22 protein-coding genes and 1 tRNA gene are annotated in these 21,529 nt (G+C 70.5%); 20 read left to right on the plus strand and 3 right to left on the minus strand.

Going from position 1 to position 21,529, the window contains the following annotated elements; genetic code table 11:
• Positions 1-11 precede the first annotated feature (11 nt).
• From dnaJ to era, 7 genes are all read left to right on the plus strand, one after another.
• Complete coding sequence (gene dnaJ / locus ACFWJ8_RS02150; RefSeq protein ID WP_378808332.1) at positions 12-1,127, plus strand: molecular chaperone DnaJ; 1,116 nt, start codon at positions 12-14, stop codon at positions 1,125-1,127.
• 3 nt (positions 1,128-1,130) lie between these two features.
• Positions 1,131-1,868, plus strand: coding sequence for a 16S rRNA (uracil(1498)-N(3))-methyltransferase (locus ACFWJ8_RS02155; protein ID WP_378808335.1), 738 nt, complete (start codon positions 1,131-1,133; stop codon positions 1,866-1,868).
• A 66-nt stretch (positions 1,869-1,934) separates the two neighbouring features.
• On the plus strand, positions 1,935-2,282 hold the full coding sequence (locus ACFWJ8_RS02160; RefSeq protein WP_378808337.1) for an HIT domain-containing protein: 348 nt from the start codon (positions 1,935-1,937) through the stop codon (positions 2,280-2,282).
• Entirely contained in the window at positions 2,260-3,372 is a 1,113-nt protein-coding gene (locus ACFWJ8_RS02165) for a PhoH family protein (protein ID WP_378808339.1), read from the plus strand. Before ACFWJ8_RS02160 ends, ACFWJ8_RS02165 begins: the two co-directional genes overlap by 23 nt.
• A complete protein-coding gene (ybeY, locus tag ACFWJ8_RS02170; RefSeq protein WP_378808342.1) occupies positions 3,369-3,839 on the plus strand; it encodes an rRNA maturation RNase YbeY in 471 nt (156 codons plus the stop codon). The genes ACFWJ8_RS02165 and ybeY overlap by 4 nt, the downstream gene beginning before the upstream one ends.
• Positions 3,836-5,188: a hemolysin family protein gene (locus ACFWJ8_RS02175; RefSeq protein WP_378808344.1), complete on the plus strand. Its 1,353-nt coding sequence runs from the start codon at positions 3,836-3,838 to the stop codon at positions 5,186-5,188. The genes ybeY and ACFWJ8_RS02175 overlap by 4 nt, the downstream gene beginning before the upstream one ends.
• Positions 5,189-5,235: 47 nt before the next feature.
• Complete coding sequence (gene era, locus ACFWJ8_RS02180) at positions 5,236-6,141, plus strand: GTPase Era (protein WP_378808666.1); 906 nt, start codon at positions 5,236-5,238, stop codon at positions 6,139-6,141.
• Between the two features lie 4 nt (positions 6,142-6,145).
• Here the strand turns inward: era and ACFWJ8_RS02185 are convergent, their stop codons facing one another.
• Entirely contained in the window at positions 6,146-6,775 is a 630-nt protein-coding gene (locus tag ACFWJ8_RS02185) for a hypothetical protein (RefSeq protein ID WP_378808347.1), read from the minus strand.
• A 249-nt stretch (positions 6,776-7,024) separates the two neighbouring features.
• Here ACFWJ8_RS02185 and leuA point away from each other — a divergent pair, with 249 nt between their 5' ends.
• Entirely contained in the window at positions 7,025-8,785 is a 1,761-nt protein-coding gene (gene leuA, locus ACFWJ8_RS02190) for a 2-isopropylmalate synthase (RefSeq protein WP_378808350.1), read from the plus strand.
• Between the two features lie 106 nt (positions 8,786-8,891).
• Here leuA and ACFWJ8_RS02195 read toward each other — a convergent pair whose 3' ends face one another.
• Positions 8,892-9,578 (minus strand): trimeric intracellular cation channel family protein, encoded by a 687-nt coding sequence (locus ACFWJ8_RS02195; RefSeq protein WP_378808353.1) that lies wholly within the window; start codon positions 9,576-9,578, stop codon positions 8,892-8,894.
• A gap of 59 nt (positions 9,579-9,637) precedes the next feature.
• On the opposite strand from ACFWJ8_RS02195, the gene recO reads away from it, so the two are divergent.
• From recO to ACFWJ8_RS02220, 5 genes are all read left to right on the plus strand, one after another.
• Positions 9,638-10,381 (plus strand): DNA repair protein RecO, encoded by a 744-nt coding sequence (recO, locus tag ACFWJ8_RS02200; protein ID WP_378808356.1) that lies wholly within the window; start codon positions 9,638-9,640, stop codon positions 10,379-10,381.
• Positions 10,378-11,190 carry an isoprenyl transferase gene (locus ACFWJ8_RS02205; protein ID WP_378808359.1) on the plus strand — a complete coding sequence of 271 codons (813 nt, stop codon included), beginning with the start codon at positions 10,378-10,380 and terminating at the stop codon, positions 11,188-11,190. The genes recO and ACFWJ8_RS02205 overlap by 4 nt, the downstream gene beginning before the upstream one ends.
• A gap of 110 nt (positions 11,191-11,300) precedes the next feature.
• Entirely contained in the window at positions 11,301-12,695 is a 1,395-nt protein-coding gene (locus tag ACFWJ8_RS02210; RefSeq protein WP_378808361.1) for a glutamate decarboxylase, read from the plus strand.
• 26 nt (positions 12,696-12,721) lie between these two features.
• A complete protein-coding gene (locus ACFWJ8_RS02215) occupies positions 12,722-13,408 on the plus strand; it encodes a hypothetical protein (protein ID WP_378808364.1) in 687 nt (228 codons plus the stop codon).
• Entirely contained in the window at positions 13,405-14,085 is a 681-nt protein-coding gene (locus ACFWJ8_RS02220; protein WP_378808366.1) for a DsbA family protein, read from the plus strand. The genes ACFWJ8_RS02215 and ACFWJ8_RS02220 overlap by 4 nt, the downstream gene beginning before the upstream one ends.
• A gap of 62 nt (positions 14,086-14,147) precedes the next feature.
• Here ACFWJ8_RS02220 and ACFWJ8_RS02225 read toward each other — a convergent pair whose 3' ends face one another.
• A complete protein-coding gene (locus ACFWJ8_RS02225) occupies positions 14,148-14,651 on the minus strand; it encodes a glutathione peroxidase (RefSeq protein WP_378808369.1) in 504 nt (167 codons plus the stop codon).
• A 60-nt stretch (positions 14,652-14,711) separates the two neighbouring features.
• On the opposite strand from ACFWJ8_RS02225, the gene dusB reads away from it, so the two are divergent.
• The 7 genes from dusB (at position 14,712) to ACFWJ8_RS02260 (ending at position 21,526) form a co-directional block, all read left to right on the plus strand.
• Positions 14,712-15,878, plus strand: a complete 1,167-nt coding sequence (gene dusB, locus ACFWJ8_RS02230) for a tRNA dihydrouridine synthase DusB (RefSeq protein ID WP_378808371.1) — start codon at positions 14,712-14,714, stop codon at positions 15,876-15,878.
• A complete protein-coding gene (locus tag ACFWJ8_RS02235; protein WP_378808373.1) occupies positions 15,868-17,229 on the plus strand; it encodes a deoxyguanosinetriphosphate triphosphohydrolase in 1,362 nt (453 codons plus the stop codon). Before dusB ends, ACFWJ8_RS02235 begins: the two co-directional genes overlap by 11 nt.
• Positions 17,229-19,097: a DNA primase gene (dnaG, locus tag ACFWJ8_RS02240; protein ID WP_378808375.1), complete on the plus strand. Its 1,869-nt coding sequence runs from the start codon at positions 17,229-17,231 to the stop codon at positions 19,095-19,097. Before ACFWJ8_RS02235 ends, dnaG begins: the two co-directional genes overlap by 1 nt.
• Before the next feature lie 81 nt (positions 19,098-19,178).
• Entirely contained in the window at positions 19,179-19,967 is a 789-nt protein-coding gene (locus ACFWJ8_RS02245) for an ATP-binding cassette domain-containing protein (RefSeq protein WP_378808378.1), read from the plus strand.
• A 77-nt stretch (positions 19,968-20,044) separates the two neighbouring features.
• A tRNA-Asn gene (locus ACFWJ8_RS02250) sits at positions 20,045-20,117 on the plus strand.
• Positions 20,118-20,182: 65 nt separating this feature from the next.
• Positions 20,183-20,851: a hypothetical protein gene (locus ACFWJ8_RS02255; RefSeq protein ID WP_378808380.1), complete on the plus strand. Its 669-nt coding sequence runs from the start codon at positions 20,183-20,185 to the stop codon at positions 20,849-20,851.
• A 36-nt stretch (positions 20,852-20,887) separates the two neighbouring features.
• Positions 20,888-21,526: a DUF1345 domain-containing protein gene (locus ACFWJ8_RS02260; RefSeq protein ID WP_378808383.1), complete on the plus strand. Its 639-nt coding sequence runs from the start codon at positions 20,888-20,890 to the stop codon at positions 21,524-21,526.
• Positions 21,527-21,529 lie beyond the last annotated feature (3 nt).

A 21,529-nucleotide genomic window follows, 5' to 3' on the forward strand; every position in this document is an offset into this window, starting at 1 on the left:
GGAAGGCGAAAGTGGCTGACCACTACGAGGTCCTCGGCGTCTCACGCGACGCCACCCCCGACGAGATCAAGAAGGCGTACCGGCGACTCGCGCGCCAGCTCCACCCGGACGTGAACCCCGGAGAGGAGGCATCCGAGCGGTTCAAGCTCGTGACGCACGCCTACGACGTCCTGAGCGACCCCGACCAGCGGGCGCGGTACGACATGGGCGGCGGCGACTCGCCGTTCGGTGGCGGCGCGGGCGGCTTCGGCGGATTCGGCGACATCTTCGAGACCTTCTTCGGCGCCACCGGTGGCGCGCGCGGCGGACGACCGCGCTCGCGCCGCGAGCGCGGTCAGGACGCGCTCGTGCGCGTGACGCTCGAGCTCGGCGACGTGGTGTTCGGCGTGCACCGCGACATCGAGGTCGACACGGCCGTGACGTGCGAGACGTGCGAGGGCTCGTGCTGTCAGCCCGGCACGACGCCGGTCACGTGCGACATCTGCCACGGCACCGGTCACGTGCAGCGCCAGGTCCGCAGCCTCCTCGGCAATGTCGTCACCACCCAGCCCTGCAACGTGTGCCAGGGCTACGGCACGACGATCCCGTACCCCTGCGCCACGTGCCAGGGTCAGGGTCGCGTGCGCTCGCGCCGCACGGTGTCGCTCGACATCCCGGCGGGCGTCGAGACCGGGCTGCGCCTGCAGCTGCCGGGCTCCGGCGAGGTCGGTCCCGCCGGCGGCCCCAACGGCGACCTCTACATCGAGGTTACCGTCACGCCGCACGAGGTCTTCAGCCGCGACGGCGACGACCTGCTGGCGACCCTCGAGGTCTCGATGCCCGATGCGATCCTCGGCACCACCACCACGATCGAGTCGCTCGACGGCCCTGTCGAGCTGGAGGTGCGCCCCGGAGTCCAGGGCGGCGACATCCTGACGATCAAGGGCCGCGGCATCACACCGCTGCGCGGCTCGCAGCGCGGCGACCTCAAGGTGGGCGTGCACGTCGTGACCCCGACGCGCCTCGACCACAAGGAGCGCGCCCTCATCGAGGACTTCGCCAAGCGCACGAAGGCCCCGGCCCCGAAGCTCGCCGAGTTCCATCAGGGCCTGTTCTCCAAGCTGCGCGACCGGTTCCGGAACGGCTGACCCGTGGCCCTGCACTTCCTCCTGGACGAACCGGCAGCGGCGGGCCCCGGCGACGCCGTGACCCTCACCGGAGCAGAGGCGCACCACGCAGCGACGGTGCGCCGTGTCCGCGTCGGCGAGGAGGTGACCCTCGGCGACGGCCGGGGTGCCCGGCTGACCGGCCGTGTCGAGTCCGTCGCGCCGCGCGAGGTCATCGTCCGCGTCGAAAGGCGAGTGGATGCCGCCGCCCCGAGCCCGCGCGTCGTGCTGGTGCAGGCGCTCGCCAAGGGCGACCGCGACGAACTCGCGGTGCAGGCTGCGACCGAGCTCGGCGTCGACGAGATCGTGCCGTGGCAGGCGTCGCGCAGCGTGTCCCGGTGGGATGCGGCCAAGGCCGCCAAGGGCCGGGCGCGCTGGGCGACGATCGCCCGCGAGGCGGCCAAGCAGGCGCATCGCGCGTGGCTGCCCGAGATCTCGGAGCTCACCACCACGCGTGCGCTCGTGCAGCGGGCCGCGGCATCCCTCGTCCTCGTCCTGGAGCCGACCGCCGCGGACGCGCTCAGCACGCTCGAGCTCGACGCCGCCGATGCGCGCGACATCGTGCTCGTCGTGGGTCCCGAGGGCGGGATCGCTGCGGACGAGCTGGAGGCCTTCGTCGCCGGCGGTGCACGGCTGGTGCGCCTGGGCGACACCGTGCTGCGCACCTCGACCGCGGGCCCGGCCGCCCTCGCCGTCGTGAGCACGCGGCTCGGACGCTGGTGAACGTCGGGCGGGTCGACCGACCGGGCGCCGGGCCCGACGGAGGGGCGCGTCGGTAGACTTGCCGACATGAGCGAACCCTCGATCTTCACCCGCATCCTGAACGGCGAGATCCCCGCCGACGTGGTCGGCGAGACCGAGAACGCGGTGGCGATCAAGGACATCGCTCCCAAGGCCCCCGTGCATGTCGTGGTCTTCCCCCGCACGCAGGAGTACCGCAACGTCGTGGAGCTCGCCGCCGCGGACCCGGTCCTCATGGCCGAAGTCGTGGGGCTGGCCAACACCGTCGCCGCCCAACTGTCGGACGGCGACTTCCGCCTCGTATTCAACACCGGCCCCGACGCGGGCCAGACCGTCTTCCACGTGCATGCGCACGTCCTGGCAGGCGGACTCGATGAGAAGAGCCTCGGTGCCTGAACACCCCTCTGAGAACGCCGTCACCGACCGGGTCTACGCGGATGGCGTCGCCATGGTGCAGCTGCTCGGCCCGCAGGACCGGCTGCTGCGCGTCGTCGAGAAGGAGCACCCGGGCGTCGACGTCCACGTGCGCGGCAACGAGATCACGCTGACCGGGGATGCCGACGCCGTCGCCGCGGCCCGATCCCTCGTCGACGAGCTCCTCGCGATGACCAAGGCCGGCCACGCGCTCGGCGAGTCGGACGTGACCTCGTCCAACCGGATCCTCCGCAGCTCGCCCGACGGCGGCCCACGGCCGTCGGAGGTGCTCGGCGAGGCGATCCTGTCGTCGCGCGGACGCGTGATCCGCCCGAAGACCCTCGGGCAGAAGGCGTACGTCGACGCGATCGAAGAGCACACCATCGTCTTCGGCATCGGCCCGGCGGGCACGGGCAAGACGTACCTGGCGATGGCGAAGGCCGTGCAGGCCCTCCAGCGCAAGGAGGTCGACCGCATCATCCTGACGCGTCCTGCGGTCGAGGCGGGGGAGCGGCTCGGGTTCCTGCCCGGCACGCTCACCGACAAGATCGACCCGTACCTGCGTCCGCTGTACGACGCGCTCAACGAGATGATGGACCCCGAGATCGTGCCCAAGCTCATGGCGACGGGCACGATCGAGGTCGCGCCGCTCGCCTACATGCGCGGCCGCACCCTCAACAACTCGTTCGTCGTGCTCGACGAGGCGCAGAACACCACGCCCGAGCAGATGAAGATGTTCCTCACACGACTGGGCTTCGGCACGCGCATGGTCGTGACCGGCGACATCACGCAGGTCGACCTGCCTCAGGGCGCCTCCGGACTGCGGCTCGTGACCCGCGTCCTGCACGACATCGACGACATCCACTTCTCCTACCTCACGAGCGACGACGTCGTGCGCCACAACCTGGTCGGCCGCATCGTCGACGCGTACAGCGAGTACGACGAGCTGCGGCTGGCCGCCCGTCGTGAACGGGACGAGGCATCCGAGTTCGCCAACCGCGCCGAGCGGCGCGCAGGGATGCCGCGCTCCGGCGGCCCCCGTGATCACCTTCCGAAGCGAGGACGCTCATGACCATCGAGATCGGCAACGAGTCGGGGATCGCCGTCGACGAGGCGGTGCTGCTGCGTCTCATGGAGCACAACCTGGCCGAGCTGCACGTGAGCGCGGACGCCGACGTGGCGATCCTGCTCGTGGACGAGGGCGCCATGGAGGCGCTCCACGTGCAGTGGATGGACGAGCCCGGTCCGACCGACGTGCTCAGCTTCCCCATGGACGAGCTGCGCCCCGGCACCGAGGACATGCCGACGCCGGCGGGACTCCTCGGCGACATCGTGCTGTGCCCGCAGGTCGCCGAGACCCAGGCGGTCGCGGCGAGGCACTCGACGCTCGACGAGCTCATCCTGCTGACCACGCACGGGCTGCTGCACCTCCTCGGCTTCGATCACGCCGAGCCCGAGGAGGAGCGCGAGATGTTCGGCCTGCAGCGCGAGCTCATCGCGTCGTTCCAGGCGTCCGAACGCCGACGACCCCGCGCATGACCGCTGCCCTCCTCCTCGTCGCCGCGGCGCTGCTGCTGGCGTTCGGCGCCCTCATGGTCGCGATCGACGCGGCGCTGGGCGTCACCTCGCGCGCCGACCTCGCAGAGCTCGGCTCTTCCGGCCGCAACGCCAAGGCTCTGCAGCGGATCGCCGCCGACCCCGAGGCGCACAGCAACGCGGTGCTCTTCATCCGTGTCCTCGCCGAGACGACGGCCGCCGTGCTCGTGACGGTGGCGTTCACGCTGCTGTTCTCCAACATCTGGTGGGCCATGCTCGCCGCGGCCGTGCTGATGACGGGCGTGTCGTACGTCGTCGTCGGTGCGAGTCCCCGCACCGTCGGGCGCCTGCACGCCAAGGGGCTGCTTCGCAGCGCGGCGCCGGTGATCCGCGGCGTCCGCATCATCCTCGGCCCGCTCGCCCACGGCCTCGTGGCGCTCGGGACGCGCATCACGCCGGGCGCGTCGCGCGGCTCGTCCTTCGCGTCCGAGGAGCAGCTGCTCAGCATCATCGACGAGGCGGCCGAGAACGAGCTCATCGAGCAGGACGACCGCGAGCTGATCCACTCCGTCTTCGACTTCACCGACACGTTCGTGCGCGCTGTCATGGTGCCGCGCACCGACATGGTGACGGTGGATGCCTCGACCTCGACGCGTGAGGCGATGACGATCTTCCTAGAGAAGGGGGTGTCGCGCGTGCCGATCGTCGACGACGACGCCGACGACGTGGTGGGCGTGCTCTACCTCAAGGACCTCGTGCAGTTCGGGTTCCGCGACGAGTCCGGCTGGCGGGATGCCCCGATCTCGCGCATCGCCCGGCCGGCCGTGTTCGTCCCCGAGTCGATGAAGGCCGAGACGCTCCTGCAGCAGATGAAGCGCGACGCCGTGCACGTCTGCCTCGTCGTCGACGAGTACGGCGGCGTGTCGGGTCTCGTGACCCTGGAGGACCTCATCGAGGAGCTCGTCGGCGACATCTCGGACGAGTACGACCCCCGCGGCGAGGAGGTCACCGAGCTCGAACCGGGCCACTATCGCGTGAGCGCGCGGCTGGGGCTCGACGAGGTCGGCGACCTGTTCGGCCTGGAGCTGGAGGACGAGGACGTCGACTCGATCGGCGGGCTGCTCGGAAAGGCGCTCGGCCGCGTGCCGCAGCCCGGCGCGACCGCGGAGTACGCGGGCCTCGTCATGACCGGCGGCGCTTCGCGCGGCCGAGGCCGCGGCATCTCGACGGTGTTCGTCGAGCGCGGCGCCGCCACGGCCGACATCGGCCGTTCCCCGCGGACGGGAGAGATCCGCATCGTGACCCCGCGGACCGGAGAGATCCGGCTGCCGAAGAAGGAGGAGACGCCGTGAGCGAGTCCCCGACCACCCCGGTCCCTGAGCCTGCAGAAGGGTCCGACATCGCCGCCGAGTCCGCCGAGGGGCGTTCCGGCTTCGTCACCTTCGTCGGCCGCCCCAACGTCGGCAAGTCGACGCTCACGAACGCGCTCGTCGGCGAGAAGGTCGCCATCACCAGCGACAAGCCCCAGACGACGCGACGCGCGATCCGCGGCATCCTGAACCGTCCCGGGGGTCAGCTCGTCATCGTCGACACTCCGGGGCTCCACAAGCCGCGCACGTTGCTGGGTCAGCGCCTCAACGACCTCGTCGAGCAGGTGCTGGGCGACGTCGACGTCATCGGGTTCTGCGTCCCCGCGACCGAGAAGGTGGGTCCGGGCGATCGTCGCATCGCGGAGTCGCTGAACGGCTACGGTCGCGCGAAGAAGGTCGCGATCGTCACCAAGACCGACGCGGCATCGCGCGACCAGATCACCGAGCGGCTCATGGAGGTCGACAGCCTGCGCGAGGACTGGGCCGCCGTGATCCCGCTCTCCGCGTTCACCCGCGAGCAGCTGGACGTGCTGAGCGACGAACTGCTCGCGCTCATGCCCGTGGGTCCTGCGCTCTATCCGGACGATGTCGTGACCGACGAGTCGACCGAGGACCGGATCGCCGAGATCATCCGCGAAGCCGCGCTCGAAGGCGTGCGCGACGAGCTCCCGCACTCGATCGCGGTCACGATCGAGGACATCGCGGAACGGGAGGACGGCGGGCTCACCGACGTCTATGCGAACATCGTCGTCGAGCGCGACAGCCAGAAGGCGATCATCATCGGGCACAAGGGTTCGCGTCTTCGGGATGTCGGGACGCGGGCCCGCGCGCAGATCGAGCCGCTGCTGGGCACGAAGGTGTTCCTGAAGCTCCACGTGCGCGTCGCAAAGGAGTGGCAGCGCGACCCCAAGCAGCTCGGCCGCCTCGGCTTCTAGGCGCTCAGCCGTCCATGTCACGGATCGCGGAGCGGATGACCACGAGGTCGGAGCCGTACTCCGCGGCCGCGGCGTCCTGCCATGTGCCGTCGTCCCACACGACGTCCACCCAGAGCCACCCGTCCTGCGGCGTGGACGCCAGGTAGGAGTCGCCGAGCCGGTCGGGGAGCTCCGCCTGGATGCCCTCGAGCGTCGCGTCGTCGCCCGTTCCGGGCCGGCCTTCGGTCGGGTCCGGCAGGGGGATCGGGTCGTACAGCGCGAGCAGGATGGGCGGCTGTGTCGCGGTGAACGACTCGCCGTCGTACGTACCGCGAACGGCATACGCGCCCCAGGTGGTGTCGCCGGAGGTCTCGGCGCCGTCGACACCGTCCCACGACCACCCTTCGAGCGGGATGCCGGAGCACTGGGGCGGATACGACTCGGCGACCGGGCCGAGGCACAGCCGGACGTCGCCGCCGAGGTCGAGGACGGTCCCCGTGGCGGTCACCTCTCCGTCGGGCGGCACCGGTGTGACCGCCCCGAGCGAGGCGCGCGGGGCGTCCGAACCGGGGGTCGAGGTGGCGCACGCGGTCACGGCGAGCAGGACGAGGGCACCGGCGGCGACGATGCCGAGCGGTCGACGAAGACGTCTCATACTGTGCTGGTGTCGGCGCGGCGCGGATCGTCTCACAGCCTCGGAGCACGGCATCCCGCGCCATCCGGTTCGCGCTCGTGGCGATCGCGGGTGTAGCCTGGCTGCATGCGCTTCGGCGGGCTCCTCCTTCTTAGCCGCCGCGACGAGACCTCGTTCTAGGGCCTTCCTCGTCGCGGAGCTTCTTGTTGGCCCGCACCATCAGGCATTGACCGCCCCTCGGGCGCCGCCGACAAGAGAAGCGACGAAATCATGGAGAACACCCAGAAGCCTTCGGGCATGCCGATCCACAAGTACCGGCCGTTCCACGAGCAGATCCGGGTGGATCTGCCCGACCGCACGTGGCCCGACCAGCGGATCACGACCGCACCGCGCTGGTGCGCCGTCGACCTGCGGGACGGCAACCAGGCGCTCATCGACCCGATGAGCCCCGAGCGCAAGCGCATCATGTTCGACCTGCTCGTGCAGATGGGCTACAAGGAGATCGAGGTCGGGTTCCCGTCGGCGAGCCAGACGGACTTCGACTTCGTGCGCCAGCTGATCGAAGAGGACCTGATCCCCGACGACGTCACGATCCAGGTGCTGACGCAGGCGCGCGAGCACCTCATCGAGCGCACGTACGAGTCGATCGCGGGCGCGAAGCAGGCGATCGTCCACCTGTACAACTCGACCAGCGTGCTGCAGCGCGAGGTCGTCTTCCGCACCGACGAGCAGGGCATCATCGACATCGCCCTCGAGGGCGCGCGACTGTGCCGCGAGTTCGAGAAGCGCATCCCCGAGACCAAGGTTTTCTACGAGTACTCGCCCGAGAGCTACACCGGTACGGAGCTCGAGTTCGCGCTGGACGTCTGCAATCAGGTGATCGAGATCTTCGAGCCGACGCCGGAGCGCAAGGTCATCATCAACCTGCCTGCGACGGTCGAGATGGCCACACCGAACGTGTACGCCGACTCGATCGAGTGGATGAGCCGTCGTCTGGCCCACCGCGAGAACGTCATCCTGTCGCTGCACCCGCACAACGACCGCGGCACCGCGATCGCCGCGGCCGAGCTCGGCTACATGGCCGGCGCGGACCGCATCGAAGGGTGTCTGTTCGGCAATGGCGAGCGGACGGGCAACGTCGACCTGGTGGCGCTCGGCATCAACCTGCTGACCCAGGGCATCGACCCGCAGATCGACTTCAGCGACGTCGACCAGGTCAAGCGCACCGTCGAGTACTGCAACCAGCTGCCTGTCCACGAGCGCAGCCCGTGGGCCGGCGACCTGGTGTTCACCGCGTTCAGCGGCTCGCACCAGGACGCCATCAAGAAGGGTTTCGAGGCGATGGAGGCGCGCGCGGCCGAGGCCGGCGTCACCGTCGACGAGATCGAATGGGCCGTGCCGTACCTGCCGATCGACCCGAAGGACCTGGGCCGCTCGTACGAGGCCGTCATCCGCGTCAACTCGCAGTCCGGCAAGGGCGGCGTCGCCTACCTGCTGAAGACCGACCACTCGCTCGACCTGCCGCGCAAGCTGCAGATCGACTTCTCCGGCGTCGTGCAGGCGAAGACCGACGCCGAGGGCGGCGAGATCACGAGCGACCAGATCTGGAAGATCTTCACCGACGAGTACCTGCCCTCGGAGGTCGCCGACGAGCGCTGGGGCCGCTTCGAGCTGCTGGCCACCAGCACCCGCAGCGACCTGTCGGGCGATGTCGCGCTCGACATCACGCTGCGCGACGGCGACGAGCGGCATGAGGCGTCGGGCCGCGGCAACGGCCCGGTCGCGGCGTTCCTCGAGATCGTGCGCGCGCAGGGCTTCGAGGTGACGCTGTACGACTACGTCGAGCACGCGCTCAGCGCCGGCGGCGACGCCCAGGCGGCCGCCTACATCGAACTCCAGGTCGACGGCGAACGCCTGTGGGGCGTCGGCATCGACTCAGACATCTCGACCGCATCGCTCAAGGCGATCGTGTCGGGGGTGAACCGCGCCATCCGTACGCGGGAGCGCTCAGAAGCCCTCGCGGGCGTCTGAACGCTGACCGTCGACGGGTGTGCGCGGGCGATCCCCGCGTGCACCCGTCGGTGTTCGCCCGGAGCCGGGTCTCGGCTGCGCCGGTGCGCGACCGTGAGCGGATGCCTCAGTGCTTGACGATCGGGATCGCCGAGGTCTCCACCGCCACCTTGCGCCGGTAGAGCGCGCGCTGCTCGGGCAGCGAGATGTCGAAGATCACCGCCAGCAGGCGGATGACGGTGGTGACCGCGATCCCGATCACCGCGGCGACGACGACGTTCACGCCGAGCAGTTCGGCGACCGCCAGGACCAGGCAGCCGACGGCCGCGGCCACGGCGTAGAGCGACCCGACGTGCATGATCGCGACGGGAAGACCCATGATCATGTCGCGCAGGATGCCGCCGCCGACGGCCGCGCAGACACCGACGAACACGGCAGGGATCAGCGGCAGTCCCAGCACGATCGCCTTGCTCGTGCCGAACGCGCCGAACATGCCGATGACGAGCGCGTCGAGGCCGACGATCACGGCGTTGAGGCGCTGGAAGAGTCCGGCCAGCAGCATCCCGAACAGCGCCGCACCTCCCGCCGTCAGCAGGTACCAGTTGCTCTGCAGCGTGGTCGGGGTGACGTTGAGCAGCAGATCGCGGATGAGTCCGCCGCCCATGCCGACGACGATGCCGATGATGGCGACGCCGAGCATGTCGAGGCGCTGCTGACCTCGGAAGCCCGAGGCGAACAGCGCGCCCTGGATGCCGCCGAGGCCCACTGCGATGAGATCCGCCCACAGCGGAATCACGAAGACCGGCTCGTTCACCTCTCCATTCTCGCGGTGCGCGGCGCCCGGGAGCGGGGCGACGCGACGATAATTGATGCGTGCCCACCTACCGCGATGAAGTCGTGGTCCTGCGCACCCACAAGCTGGGGGAGGCCGACAGGATCGTGACGATGCTCAGCCGTCGTCACGGCAAGGTGCGCGCCGTCGCGAAGGGCGTGCGGCGCACGACGTCACGCTTCGGCTCACGACTGGAGCCCTTCATGGTCGCGGATGTGCAGCTGTACCAGGGCCGTTCGCTCGACATCGTGCAGCAGGCCGAGTCGCTCGGCTCGTACGGCGCCGACATCGTGGCCCACTACGACCGCTACACGTCGGCTCACGCTATGGTCGAGGCGGCCGACCGGCTCAACGAGGCCGAGGCGACGCCCCAGCAGTATCTGCTGCTCGTGGGCGGCCTGCGTGCACTCTCGCGCGGCGAGCATGCCGCGCGCAGCGTGCTGGACTCCTACCTCCTGCGAGCCATGGCGCTGTCGGGCTGGGCTCCGGGCCTCGGCGAGTGCGCCCGCTGTGGACGCACCGGGCCGCACGACACGTTCGTCGCACAGCAGGGCGGCATCGTCTGCCGCGACTGCGCGCCGGTCGGCGCGGCGCGCGTGGACGCAGCCACGGTGTCGCTCCTGCAGTCGCTGATGGCGGGGGAGTGGGACGCAGTGGATGCCGCCTCCCCGGGCTCGACGGCGGCCGCATCCGGTCTCATCGCCGCGTACGCCCAATGGCATCTGGAACGCGGCATCCGCTCGCTCTCGCACGTCTCGGCAGCTCCACCGGAAGGCCCCAGGTGACACCCAAGCCCTACACGCATCGCGACGCGGTGCCGTATCGCCCGCTCGACTGGACCGGCCTCTACCCGCCGGAGTACCCGAAGGGCTCCGTGCCGAATCACGTCGCGATCGTGATGGACGGCAACGGGCGCTGGGCGAACCGCCGCGGCCTCACCCGCATCGAGGGGCACAAGGCCGGCGAGGCGGCGCTGCTCGACGTCGTGGCCGGAGCGATCCAGGCGGGCGTGAAGCACCTGTCGGTGTACGCGTTCTCGACCGAGAACTGGTCGCGCTCGCCCGACGAGGTGCGCTTCCTCATGGGGTACAACCGCGACGTGCTGCACCGCCGGCGCGATCAGCTCAATGAGTGGGGCGTGCGCATCCAATGGGCCGGGCGCAAGCCGCGCCTGTGGGGCTCGGTCATCAAGGAGCTGCAGTTCGCCGAGCGGCTCACCGCCGGCAACGACGTGCTGACGCTCACGATGTGCGTGAACTACGGCGGGCGCGTCGAGCTCGTGGACGCCATGCGGTCGATCGCCGACGACGTCGCGGCCGGGAGGCTCAAGCCGTCGGCGGTCTCGGAGAAGCTCATCCAGCGTCGCCTCTACCGGCCCGGGATGCCCGACGTCGACCTGTTCCTGCGCTCCAGCGGCGAGCAGCGCACATCGAACTTCCTGCTGTGGGAGTCGGCCTACGCCGAGTTCGTGTTCCTCGACACGCTGTGGCCGGACTTCACGCGCGCAGACCTGTGGCACGGCATCGACGTGTACCTCGGGCGCGACCGCCGCTTCGGAGGCGCCGTCGACACCCCCGGCGCGACCCCGGCCTGACGCCCGGTCCGCGCCCCTCCGCTGCGAGGGCGACCCTGGGCAGGCGCGCCGAACGGGGCTACCATCGGGGCTGTCGCGTGCGGGGCGCGGCCTGACTGGGGGGTGGCGGCATGCTGCACAAGCGCGATTCGATCCGGGACGAGATGCTCGACGAGATCTACTCGTCGGGAGATCTGTCGGGCTCATTGCCGAAGTACCGGATTCCCGAGAGGGAGCAGCTGCCGCGGCACGCGTACCGCGTGATCTCGGACGAGCTGATGATGGACGGCAACTCCCGCCAGAACCTCGCGACGTTCTGCCAGACCTGGCTCGAGCCCGAGGTCCTCCTCATCATGGCCGAGACGCTCGACAAGAACATGGTCGACAAGGACGAGTACCCGCAGACGGCCGCGATCGAAGAGCGCTGCGTGCACATCCTCGCGGACCTCTGGAACTCGCCGGATGCCGCGAACACCCTGGGCACGTCGACGACGGGCTCCAGTGAGGCGGCGATGCTCGGCGGCATGGCACTGCTGTGGAACTGGCGGGCACGGCGTCGCGCGGCGGGGCTGCCCACCGACAAGCCGAACATCATCACGGGTCCGGTGCAGGTGTGCTGGCACAAGTTCGCCCGCTACTGGGACGTCGAACTGCGCGAGATCCCGATGGAGGGCGACCGGTTCCTCATGACGCCCGAGCAGGTGATGAAGCGCGTCGACGAGAACACGATCGGGGTGGTCCCGACGCTGGGCGTCACGTTCACCGGCGGGTACGAGCCGGTGCAGGCCGTGAGCGACGCCCTTGACGCGCATCAGGCCGAGACCGGTCTGGACATCCCGATCCATGTCGACGGCGCCAGCGGCGGCTTCCTCGCGCCGTTCACCGCGCCCGAGATCGTGTGGGACTTCCGGCTGCCACGAGTGAAGTCGATCAACACGTCAGGCCACAAGTTCGGGCTGGCGCCGCTCGGCGTGGGCTGGATCGTCTGGCGCGACGCCGAGGATCTCCCCGACGAGCTGATCTTCGACGTGAACTACCTCGGCGGCAACATGCCCACGTTCGCCCTGAACTTCTCCCGCCCGGGCGGGCAGATCGTGGCGCAGTACTACAACTTCGTGCGGCTCGGACGGGAGGGCTACCGCAAGGTCCACCAGGCCTGCTACGACACCGCCATGTTCCTCGCGGATGAGATCGGCAAGCTCGAGCACTTCGACATCATCAACGACGGAAGCCCGCTGTCGGGGATCCCCGCGGTGTCGTGGAAGCTGAAGGAGGATGTGGAGCACCCGTTCACCCTCTTCGACCTCGCGGACCGGCTGCGCGCCCGTGGCTGGCAGGTGCCGGCCTATACGATGCCCGCGCACCGCGAGGACCTCGCGATCCAGCGGATCCTCGTGCGCGTCGGGTTCGGCCGGGACGAGGCATCCCTCCTCATGGACGACTACCGTGCCGCGATCGAGCACTTCGACAAGCACCCCATCACCGTGCCGATGAGTGAGGCAGAGGCCGGGTCGTTCCACCACTGAGTAGCACGTCGAGACCGGGGAGCACGGTGAGCACGCACCACGAGCGGCCCCCGCGGCCGCCGCGGACCCGGATCATGCGGCTGCGACGCGAGTCGTGGGGCTTCGCCGTCGGATCCGTCCTCTTCGCCGTCGGCGTCGTGCCCTGGTATGTGGACGCCGTCGGAGCCGTATGGGACGCGGCGACCTTCTTCGCGGGGTCGGTGTTCTTCACCCTGGGCGGCTTCATCCAGCTCGCTCTGAGCGGCCGCCGACCGCCGAGACGCTCCTCGTCGCCCGCGGACTTCGCCGACTGGTGGTCGGCGGCGGTCCAGTTCGTCGGCACGCTGCTGTTCAACGTGAGCACCGCCGCCGTCCTGATCGGCGCCATCCGGTCGACCTCGACGCCGTCGACGGGCTGGACGCCGGACGCCTGGGGCTCGGCCGCGTTCCTCGTGGCGAGCGTCCTCGCGCTCGTGGCTGCGCGACGCCGGCACGAGCTGTGGGATCCGGACGCCCGCACCGCCCACGGCACGTGGCTGAACATGGCGGGCTCCGTCGCGTTCGGGTTCTCCGCGGTCGGCGCCTACGTGGTTCCGGCGTCCGGGACGATCTACGACCTCCACTGGGTGAACCTCGGCACGTTCCTCGGCGCGGTGTGCTTCTTCCTCGCGGCGGTGCTCGCCCGGCGGTCGATGGAATACGAGGCGCACCACCCGGGGTTGTCCACCACATGACAGACGCCATCAAGATCGACGTGTGGAGCGACATCGCCTGCCCGTGGTGCTACATCGGCAAGCGCAACCTCGAGAACGGCCTGGCCGCGGCATCCACCGATGAGGACGCCCCCGCCGTCGAGGTGACCTTCCACTCGTTCGAGCTCTCTCCCGACACCCCCGTGGACTTCGAGGGCGATGAGCTCGACTTCCTGGCCTCGCACAAGGGCATGCAGCGCGAGCAGGTGCAGCAGATGCTCGAGCGCGTCACCGGCGTCGCCGCCGACGCCGGCCTGGAGTACCGCTTCGACCTCCTCAAGCACACCAACACGGTGAAGGCGCACGAGCTGCTCCACTTCGCGAAGGAGCAGGGTCGCCAGCACGAGCTCGCGGAGCGCCTCATGGCCGCCTACTTCACCGAGGGCCGTCACCTCGGCCGCGAGGACGAGCTCGTCGCGCTCGCCGCGGACGCCGGCCTGGACGCCGACGCGGCGCGCGTCGCGCTGCAGAGCGGTCGCTACCTGGATGCCGTCCGCGCCGACCAGGCGCAGGCCGCCGCCTACGGGATCAACGGCGTGCCGTTCTTCGTGATCGACGGCAAGTACGGTGTCTCGGGTGCGCAGCCGGCCGACGCGTTCGCGCAGATCGTGCGCCAGGTGTGGGCGGAGCACCGCGAGCCCGCGGAGATCGACGCCTGAGTCCGCCCCTCACGACGACGGCCCGCCACGATCGATCGTGACGGGCCGTTCGCACGTGTGTGTCAGCGCGGGAGGTTCGACTCGATGACCTCGACGATCGCGGGGTCGTCGGGCTTCACGTTCGGACGGAAGCGGTGGATACCGCCCTCCGGCGTGAGCACGAACTTCTCGAAGTTCCAGAGCACCGGCCCGCGACCGCCCTCGGCGTCCCTCGACTTCTTGAGCGCCTTGTACAGGGGCGCGGCGCCTCCGCCGTTGACCTTGACCTTGTCGAAGACCGGGAACGTCACACCCCATGTGACCGAGCAGTACTCGAGGATCTCGTCCATCGACCCGGGCTCCTGGCCCATGAACTGGTTGCACGGGAAGCCCAGGACGGTGAATCCGCGGTCGGCATACGCCCGCTGCAGCTCCTCGAGCTGCTCGTACTGCGGGGTGAGTCCGCACTTGGACGCGACATTCACCACGAGCAGCACCTGGTCGCCGTAGTCGGCGAGCGTCGCGGTTCCGCCGTCGGCGGTCTGGAAGGGGATCTGGCGCAGGTCGGTCGTGGTGGCCTCGGTCATATCCCCAGGCTAAGCCGTCGCGTACAGCCAAGCGTCGGATTCCTGTAAGAGAATGGACTCGTGACGACTGCCATCGCCCCCGCGCCCACGCTGCGCATCGGGCCCATCGAACTCGACGCCCCCGTGGTGCTCGCGCCGATGGCGGGCATCACCAACACCGCCTTCCGTCGTCTGTGCCGCGAGTACGGCGCCGGGCTCTACGTGAGCGAGATGATCACGACCCGGGCCCTCGTGGAGCGCAACGCCACCACGATGCGGCTGATCACGCACCACGAGTCCGAGACGCCCCGCTCCATCCAGCTGTACGGCGTCGATCCCGCGACCACCGAGGCCGCCGTGCGCCTCCTCGTCGAGGAGGACCGTGCCGACCACATCGACCTGAACTTCGGCTGCCCCGTCCCCAAGGTCACCCGCAAGGGTGGGGGAGCGGCGCTGCCCTGGAAGCTCGGGCTGTTCCGTGAGATCGTCACGAGGGCTGCGCGCGCGGCCGGTGACATCCCCCTGACCGTCAAGATGCGCAAGGGCATCGACGGCGACCACCTGACGTACCTCGACGCCGGGCGCATCGCGGAGGACGCCGGCGTCGCCGCCGTCGCCCTGCACGCCCGCACGGCGTCGGAGTTCTACTCCGGCAACGCCGACTGGTCCGCCATCACGAAGCTCAAGGAGACCGTCACGAGCGTCCCCGTGCTGGGCAACGGCGACATCTGGTCGGCCGAGGACGCCGCGCGCATGATGGCCGAGACCGGCTGCGACGGCGTCGTGGTGGGCCGCGGCTGCCTCGGACGACCGTGGCTGTTCGGCGACCTCGCGCGCGGTCTGGGCGGCCCGGGAGCCGCGCCGGCCGAGCCCGTGGATGCCACGCTCGGCTTCGTCGCCGACGCGTTCCGTCGTCACGCCGAGCTGCTCGTCGAGTTCTTCGACGACGAGGGTCGCGGGTGCCGCGACATCCGCAAGCACGTCGCCTGGTACTTCAAGGGCTACCCGGTCGGCGGCGAGCTGCGCGCCAGTCTCGCGACGGCGTCGTCGCTCGCCGAGATCGACGACCTGCTCGCGACGCTCGACCTCGACGCGCCCTACCCGGGCGCCGCAGCCGAGGGCCAGCGCGGACGCGCAGGCACGCCGAAGCGCCCCGCCCTGCCCGACGGCTGGCTGAACTCCCGGGAGCTCGGGGCCGAGGCATCCATCGCCCTCGCCGAAGCGGAACTCGACCACAGTGGCGGGTGACGAGGCGGGCGCGTCGGAACGGCCTCTCGGGTACGACGACGCGGATGCCGCACGGTTCCACGCCGAACGCCACCGCTCGCAGCGCGACGACTTCGCGCGCGACCGCGCCCGCGTGCTGCACTCGGCCGCACTGCGGCGTCTGGCCGCCAAGACGCAGGTGCTGAGCCCGGCGAGTCCGGCCGACTTCGCCCGCAACCGGCTGACGCACTCGCTCGAGGTGGCGCAGGTCGGTCGTGAGCTGGCCACCGCGCTGCACCTGGCCGCGGACGTCGTCGACACCGCGTGCCTGAGCCACGACCTCGGCCACCCGCCGTTCGGCCACAACGGCGAACGGGCGCTCAACGAATGGGCAGAGGACTTCGGCGGCTTCGAGGGCAACGCGCAGACGCTGCGCATCCTCACCCGCCTGGAGCCGAAGGTGATCGATGCTGAGGGCCGCAGCTTCGGGCTCAACCTCACGCGCGCGAGCCTCGACGCCTCGTGCAAGTACCCCTGGACGGCCGATCACCCGCTCCCGGATCCGGGGGGACGTCTCAAGTTCGGCGTGTACCCCGAGGACGAGGACGTGTTCCGCTGGCTGCGCGCAGACGCCCCCGGACGGGTGCGCTGCATCGAGGCCGAGGTCATGGACCTCTCGGACGACATCGCGTACTCGGTGCACGACTTCGAGGACGCCATCGTCAACGGTTACCTCGACCCCGAGCGCCTGGTCGACCCGCGCGAGCACGAGGCGCTGCTGACCGCCATCCAGTCGTGGGTCGGCTTCGACTTCGCGCGCGACGAGCTGGACGACGCGCTGTTCCGGCTCACGCGCATGCCTGAGTGGATCGACTCGTTCGACGGGACGCGCGCGGCGCTCGCCCGTCTGAAGAACCTCACGTCCGACCTGATCGGCCGGTTCGCCCGTGCCGCGACGACCGCCACGCGCGAGTCCTACGACCTCGCGGTGCTGACACGCTATCGGGGGCACCTGATCGTGCCGCGCATCGTGGAGGCCGAGATGGCGGTGCTCAAGGGCATCATCGGTGCGGCCGTCGTCTCCATCGAGGGCCGCAAGGACCTCTACAAGGAGCAACGGCGCCTGCTGAAGCGCCTGGCGACCGCGCTGTGGGAGCATCCTGAGGCGCTCGACGCGATCCACGCGCAGGACTTCGCCGCAGCCGGATCGGATGCCTCCCGCCGTCGCGTCGTCGTGGACCAGGTCGCGAGCCTCACCGACCAGCTCGCCATCGCGTGGCACGGCTCGCTCGTCGCGCCCGTGGACGCGGCATCCGTCGGCGTCTGGGCGCCCGGCGCGCGTCCGATGGACGCGCCCGCCCACCCGCACGCGGCATCGTACGGAGACCGCTGATGGCGGGACGCATCCGGCAGGCCGACGTCGACGAGGTCAAGGCGCGCACCAACATCGCCGACATCATCGGCGAGCGGGTCGCCCTCAAGTCCGCCGGGGTCGGGTCCCTCAAGGGGCTGTGCCCGTTCCATGACGAGCGCAGCCCGAGCTTCAACGTGCGTCCGCAGGCCGGCTTCTACCACTGCTTCGGCTGCGGCGAGTCGGGCGACGTGTACTCGTTCCTGCGCGCGATGGACCACGTGACGTTCACCGAGGCCGTGGAACGGCTTGCGGGACGCATCGGCTACGCGCTGCACTACGAGGACGGCGGCGCCGCCCCCGAGCACACCGGGCGCGCGCGCCTGTTCGCCGCCAACTCCGCGGCCGCGGAGTTCTTCCGGGCCCAGCTCATGACGCCGGAGGCCGACACGGCACGCCGGTTCCTCGGCCAGCGCGGGTTCGACGCGGGCGCCGCCGGGCACTTCGGCGTCGGCTACGCCCCGAAGGGCTGGGAGGGCATGACGAAGGCGCTGCGCGCGCAGGGCTTCACCGACGAGGAGCTCTCGTCGGCGGGACTCGTGTCGCAGGGCCAGCGCGGGGTGTACGACCGGTTCCGTGGGCGCGTCGTGTGGCCGATCCGCGACGTCACCGGTCAGGTGATCGGGTTCGGCGCCCGCAAGCTCTACGACGACGACAACGGGCCCAAGTACCTCAACACGCCCGAGACGACGCTCTACAAGAAGACCAACGTCCTCTACGGCCTCGACCTCGCCAAGCGCGACATCTCGCGCGAGCACCGCGTGGTGGTCGTCGAGGGCTACACGGACGTGATGGCCTGCCATCTTGCGGGCATCACCACCGCGATCGCGACGTGCGGCACAGCCTTCGGCGCCGACCACATCACCGTGCTGCGACGCGTCATGGGCGACGACTCCACCGCCGGCGAGGTCGTCTTCACGTTCGACCCCGACGCGGCCGGGCAGAAGGCCGCGCTGCGGGCGTTCGCCGACGCCAAGCGCTTCAACGCGCAGACGTACGTGGCCACGGGCCCTGAGGGCCTCGACCCCTGCGACCTTCGTCTCGCGCGCGGCGACGGCGCGGTGCGGGCGCTGCTGGAGACCAAGGTGCCGATGGTCGAGTTCGTGCTCGACCAGCGCATCGGCGGCTTCGACCTCGCGAGCGTCGAAGGGCGCGTGGGGGCGCTGCGCACGGCCGCCCCGGTCGTCGGAGAGCTGCGCGACCCGCTGCTGCAGCCCGAGTACGTCCGCGTGCTCGCCCGGCGCCTGGGCATGGACACCGAGGACGTCCGCCGCGAGGTCGAGCGCGCCGGCCGCGGCGGTGCACGCGACGACCGCCGCCGCGATCCGGCGCCGTCCGACGCCGTCCCCGAGTCCGCCGACGACGCATCGCTGCGCGTCACGCTGGCGACGCTGCCTCGCACCCCCGAGGCCGCCCTCGAGCGCGACGCGCTCATGGGGGTGCTGCAGTTCGGCCACCGCATGGACCCCACCCTCGTCACTCGGGCGCTCGAGCTGCCGTTGCGCCTCCCGCCGCTGGAGGCTGTGCGCGTGGCCGTGTTCGCCGCGGCCGGGACGATGCAGCGACCCGGATGGTCGGTGGATGCCGTCGCCACCGTGCGCGAGCCTTACCGGTCACTCGCGGCCGAGCTGCTCGCCGGCAACTTCCCGGCGCTCGACGACGACGCTGCCGTGGCGTCCGCGAGCGATCTCCTCCGCCGGCTGGTGCTGCGGGGACTCGATCGAGAGAAGGCCGAGATGCTCGGCGCGATCCAGCGGGTGCCGGCCGACTCCGAGGAGGGACGCGGCATCCGCCTGCGCCTGCGCGAGCTCGACGCCCGGAGGCAGACGATCGCCGACGAGGGCTCCTGAACCGTTCCTCTCCGATCGCCGTCGACCGTCGATCCGGACTGTCGGGTGGTGCGTCCGCGCGCCGCAGGGCAGGATGAGGGGATGGCTCGCCGACGAGATGCAGAGATGGCGATCGACTGCTCGGACCTGTCGATCGCCCGGGCAGGACGAGGCGGGCCGGCGCAGCGCGTCGTGGACGGTGTGACCTTCCGCGTGCCGCACGGCGGCACGCTCGCGGTGATGGGCCCGACGGGCTCCGGCAAGTCGTCGCTGGCCGCCGTGCTCGCGGGTTCCGACGAGAACGGCCTCGCAGTCGTCGGCGGGGACGGCACGGTGGAGGGGATCCCGGTGCGGCGTCCGGGACGCGCCCACCGCTACCTGACGTACTACGCCGGGTACCTGCCGCAGTCGGCAGGGGCCCATCTGCCGGCGCGCCTGACCGTGGCCGAGGTCATCGGCGAGCCGATCACGAGCCGCGACCGCCGGGTGAGTCCGCGCGGCCTCGCGGTGCGGATCGCGTCGCTGCTCGACGAGATGATGCTGCCGCTCGGCGCCTCGGCGAAGTATCCGTACGAGCTCAGCGCCGGCATGCGCCAGCGGGTCGCCTTCGCGCGGGCGCTGGTGCTGCAGCCGCGGGTGCTGATCGCCGACGAGCCGTTCGCGAACATGGACGTCGAGGTGCGGAAAGCCGCGCGGGACGCGATCCTGCGACGCCGCCACGAGCTCGGCATGGCTGCGCTCGTGGTCACCAACGAGCCCGACGTCGTGAAGGAGCTGGACGCCGACGTCCTGGTGCTGCGCGCGGGGCACCCGGTCGCGTACGGGCACGGTACGCACGACCTCCTGTGGACTCCGAGCGCGGACGCGGATCGCCGCCTTGTCGGATCGTGATCATGCCGCCGATGGTCATGAGCATGGGTTGAGCTTTGCTAGTATGGACTGGTTGCCCGCACGAGAGTGCGGAACATTCCTCCATAGCTCAATTGGCAGAGCAATCGGCTGTTAACCGATAGGTTCTTGGTTCGAGTCCAAGTGGGGGAGCGAAGGCCTCGGGGCTCCACCCCCGGGGCTTTCTTCATTCTCGGACCAGTTCTTCGAGGGGTGTCATGCCGGGTCGAGCGAAGTCCGCGCCGCCGGTCGCGGTCGAGGGATCCGTTCCCGCGCCGCGGCCCATCTACCGCTCCGTGCCGTTGCTGACGGCCCTGGCGGTGTATCTCGGTGTCGTCGCGTGGGTCTGTCTCATGGTCCTGCTCGGCCACGAGCCCTGGATGTTCCCCGTCTCCGCCCCGGCTCCGTGGCTCTTCCTCGCGCTCGTGCCCTCAGTCGCGGCGATCCTTCTCGCCTTCCGCGGCAACCTGCTCTGGTCCGCGTTGCTCGCCCTCGTGAGCCTGTGGCTCGTTCCCACCGGGCTCGCGACGATCGTGGTCGTGATCGTCGCCCTCGTCACCGTCCGCGGCATCCGCCGGCAGTGGGCTGCCCACGACCTCGACACGGTCCTCGCGACGGCCTCGGCGCATGGGCTCCCGGTGCTCGTCGTGCAGCACGTCGCCGGGAAGGCACGCCGCCGTTCGGCATCGGACACGACGCAGATCCAGGTCCGCGACGTCGATACCGGCGCGCTGTCGACCGCGAGGGTGTGGGGTCCGGTGCGCGTGGGCACGCATCTCGTGCGCCAAGGGATGAACGTGATCGCCCAGGCGCCGCCCGGGGCGGACGCCGAGCTGCGGCGCTGGGTCGAGCGGCAGAACCGACGCGCCGACGCGCCCGCAGCGTGACGGGTCGGGCCGGCGTCCCGGTGTCATGATGCGGGCATGACCCGTCCTCGCCCGGCGATCCTCACCCGGGGCGTCTCCTCGCTCGCCGTCGGGGTGGTCGCCGGCGTCCTCGTCGCCCCGTTCCTCGGCCTCGCGGCCGGTCTGCTCGCCGGGTGGGCCGCGCTGTCGCTGACGAGCATCCTCTTCGTGCTGCCGTTCGTGTGGCGGATGGATGCCGCGCAGACACGCGCCCACGCGACCGTCGAGGACCCGAGCCGCCGGCTGACGCGGCTCATCGCGCTGATCGGGAGCATCGCGAGCCTGGGCGCGGTCGCCGTCGTGCTGTTCCAGGCGCGGCATGCCGGCGAGCTGCTCTCGTTCCTGCTCGCGGGCATCTCGGTGATCGCCGTCGCCGCGTCGTGGGGGCTGATCCAGGTGGACTACCTGCTCCGCTACGCCCACATGTATTACACCCCGCCGGTCGGGGGCATCGTGTTCAACCAGGACGAGGATCCGGACTACAGCGACTTCGCCTACTTCTCCGTCGGCCTCGGCATGACCTACCAGGTCGCAGACACCAACGTCACGGTCAACGCGATCCGCCGGACGGTGGTGGCCCAGACGCTGCTGGCGTACCTCTTCGGCGCCGTCATCCTCGCCACGGTGATCAACCTCGTGACGGGGCTCGGAGGCTGACGG

The organism is Microbacterium sp. NPDC058389 (genome assembly GCF_042722305.1).
Lineage (GTDB): Bacteria > Actinomycetota > Actinomycetes > Actinomycetales > Microbacteriaceae > Microbacterium.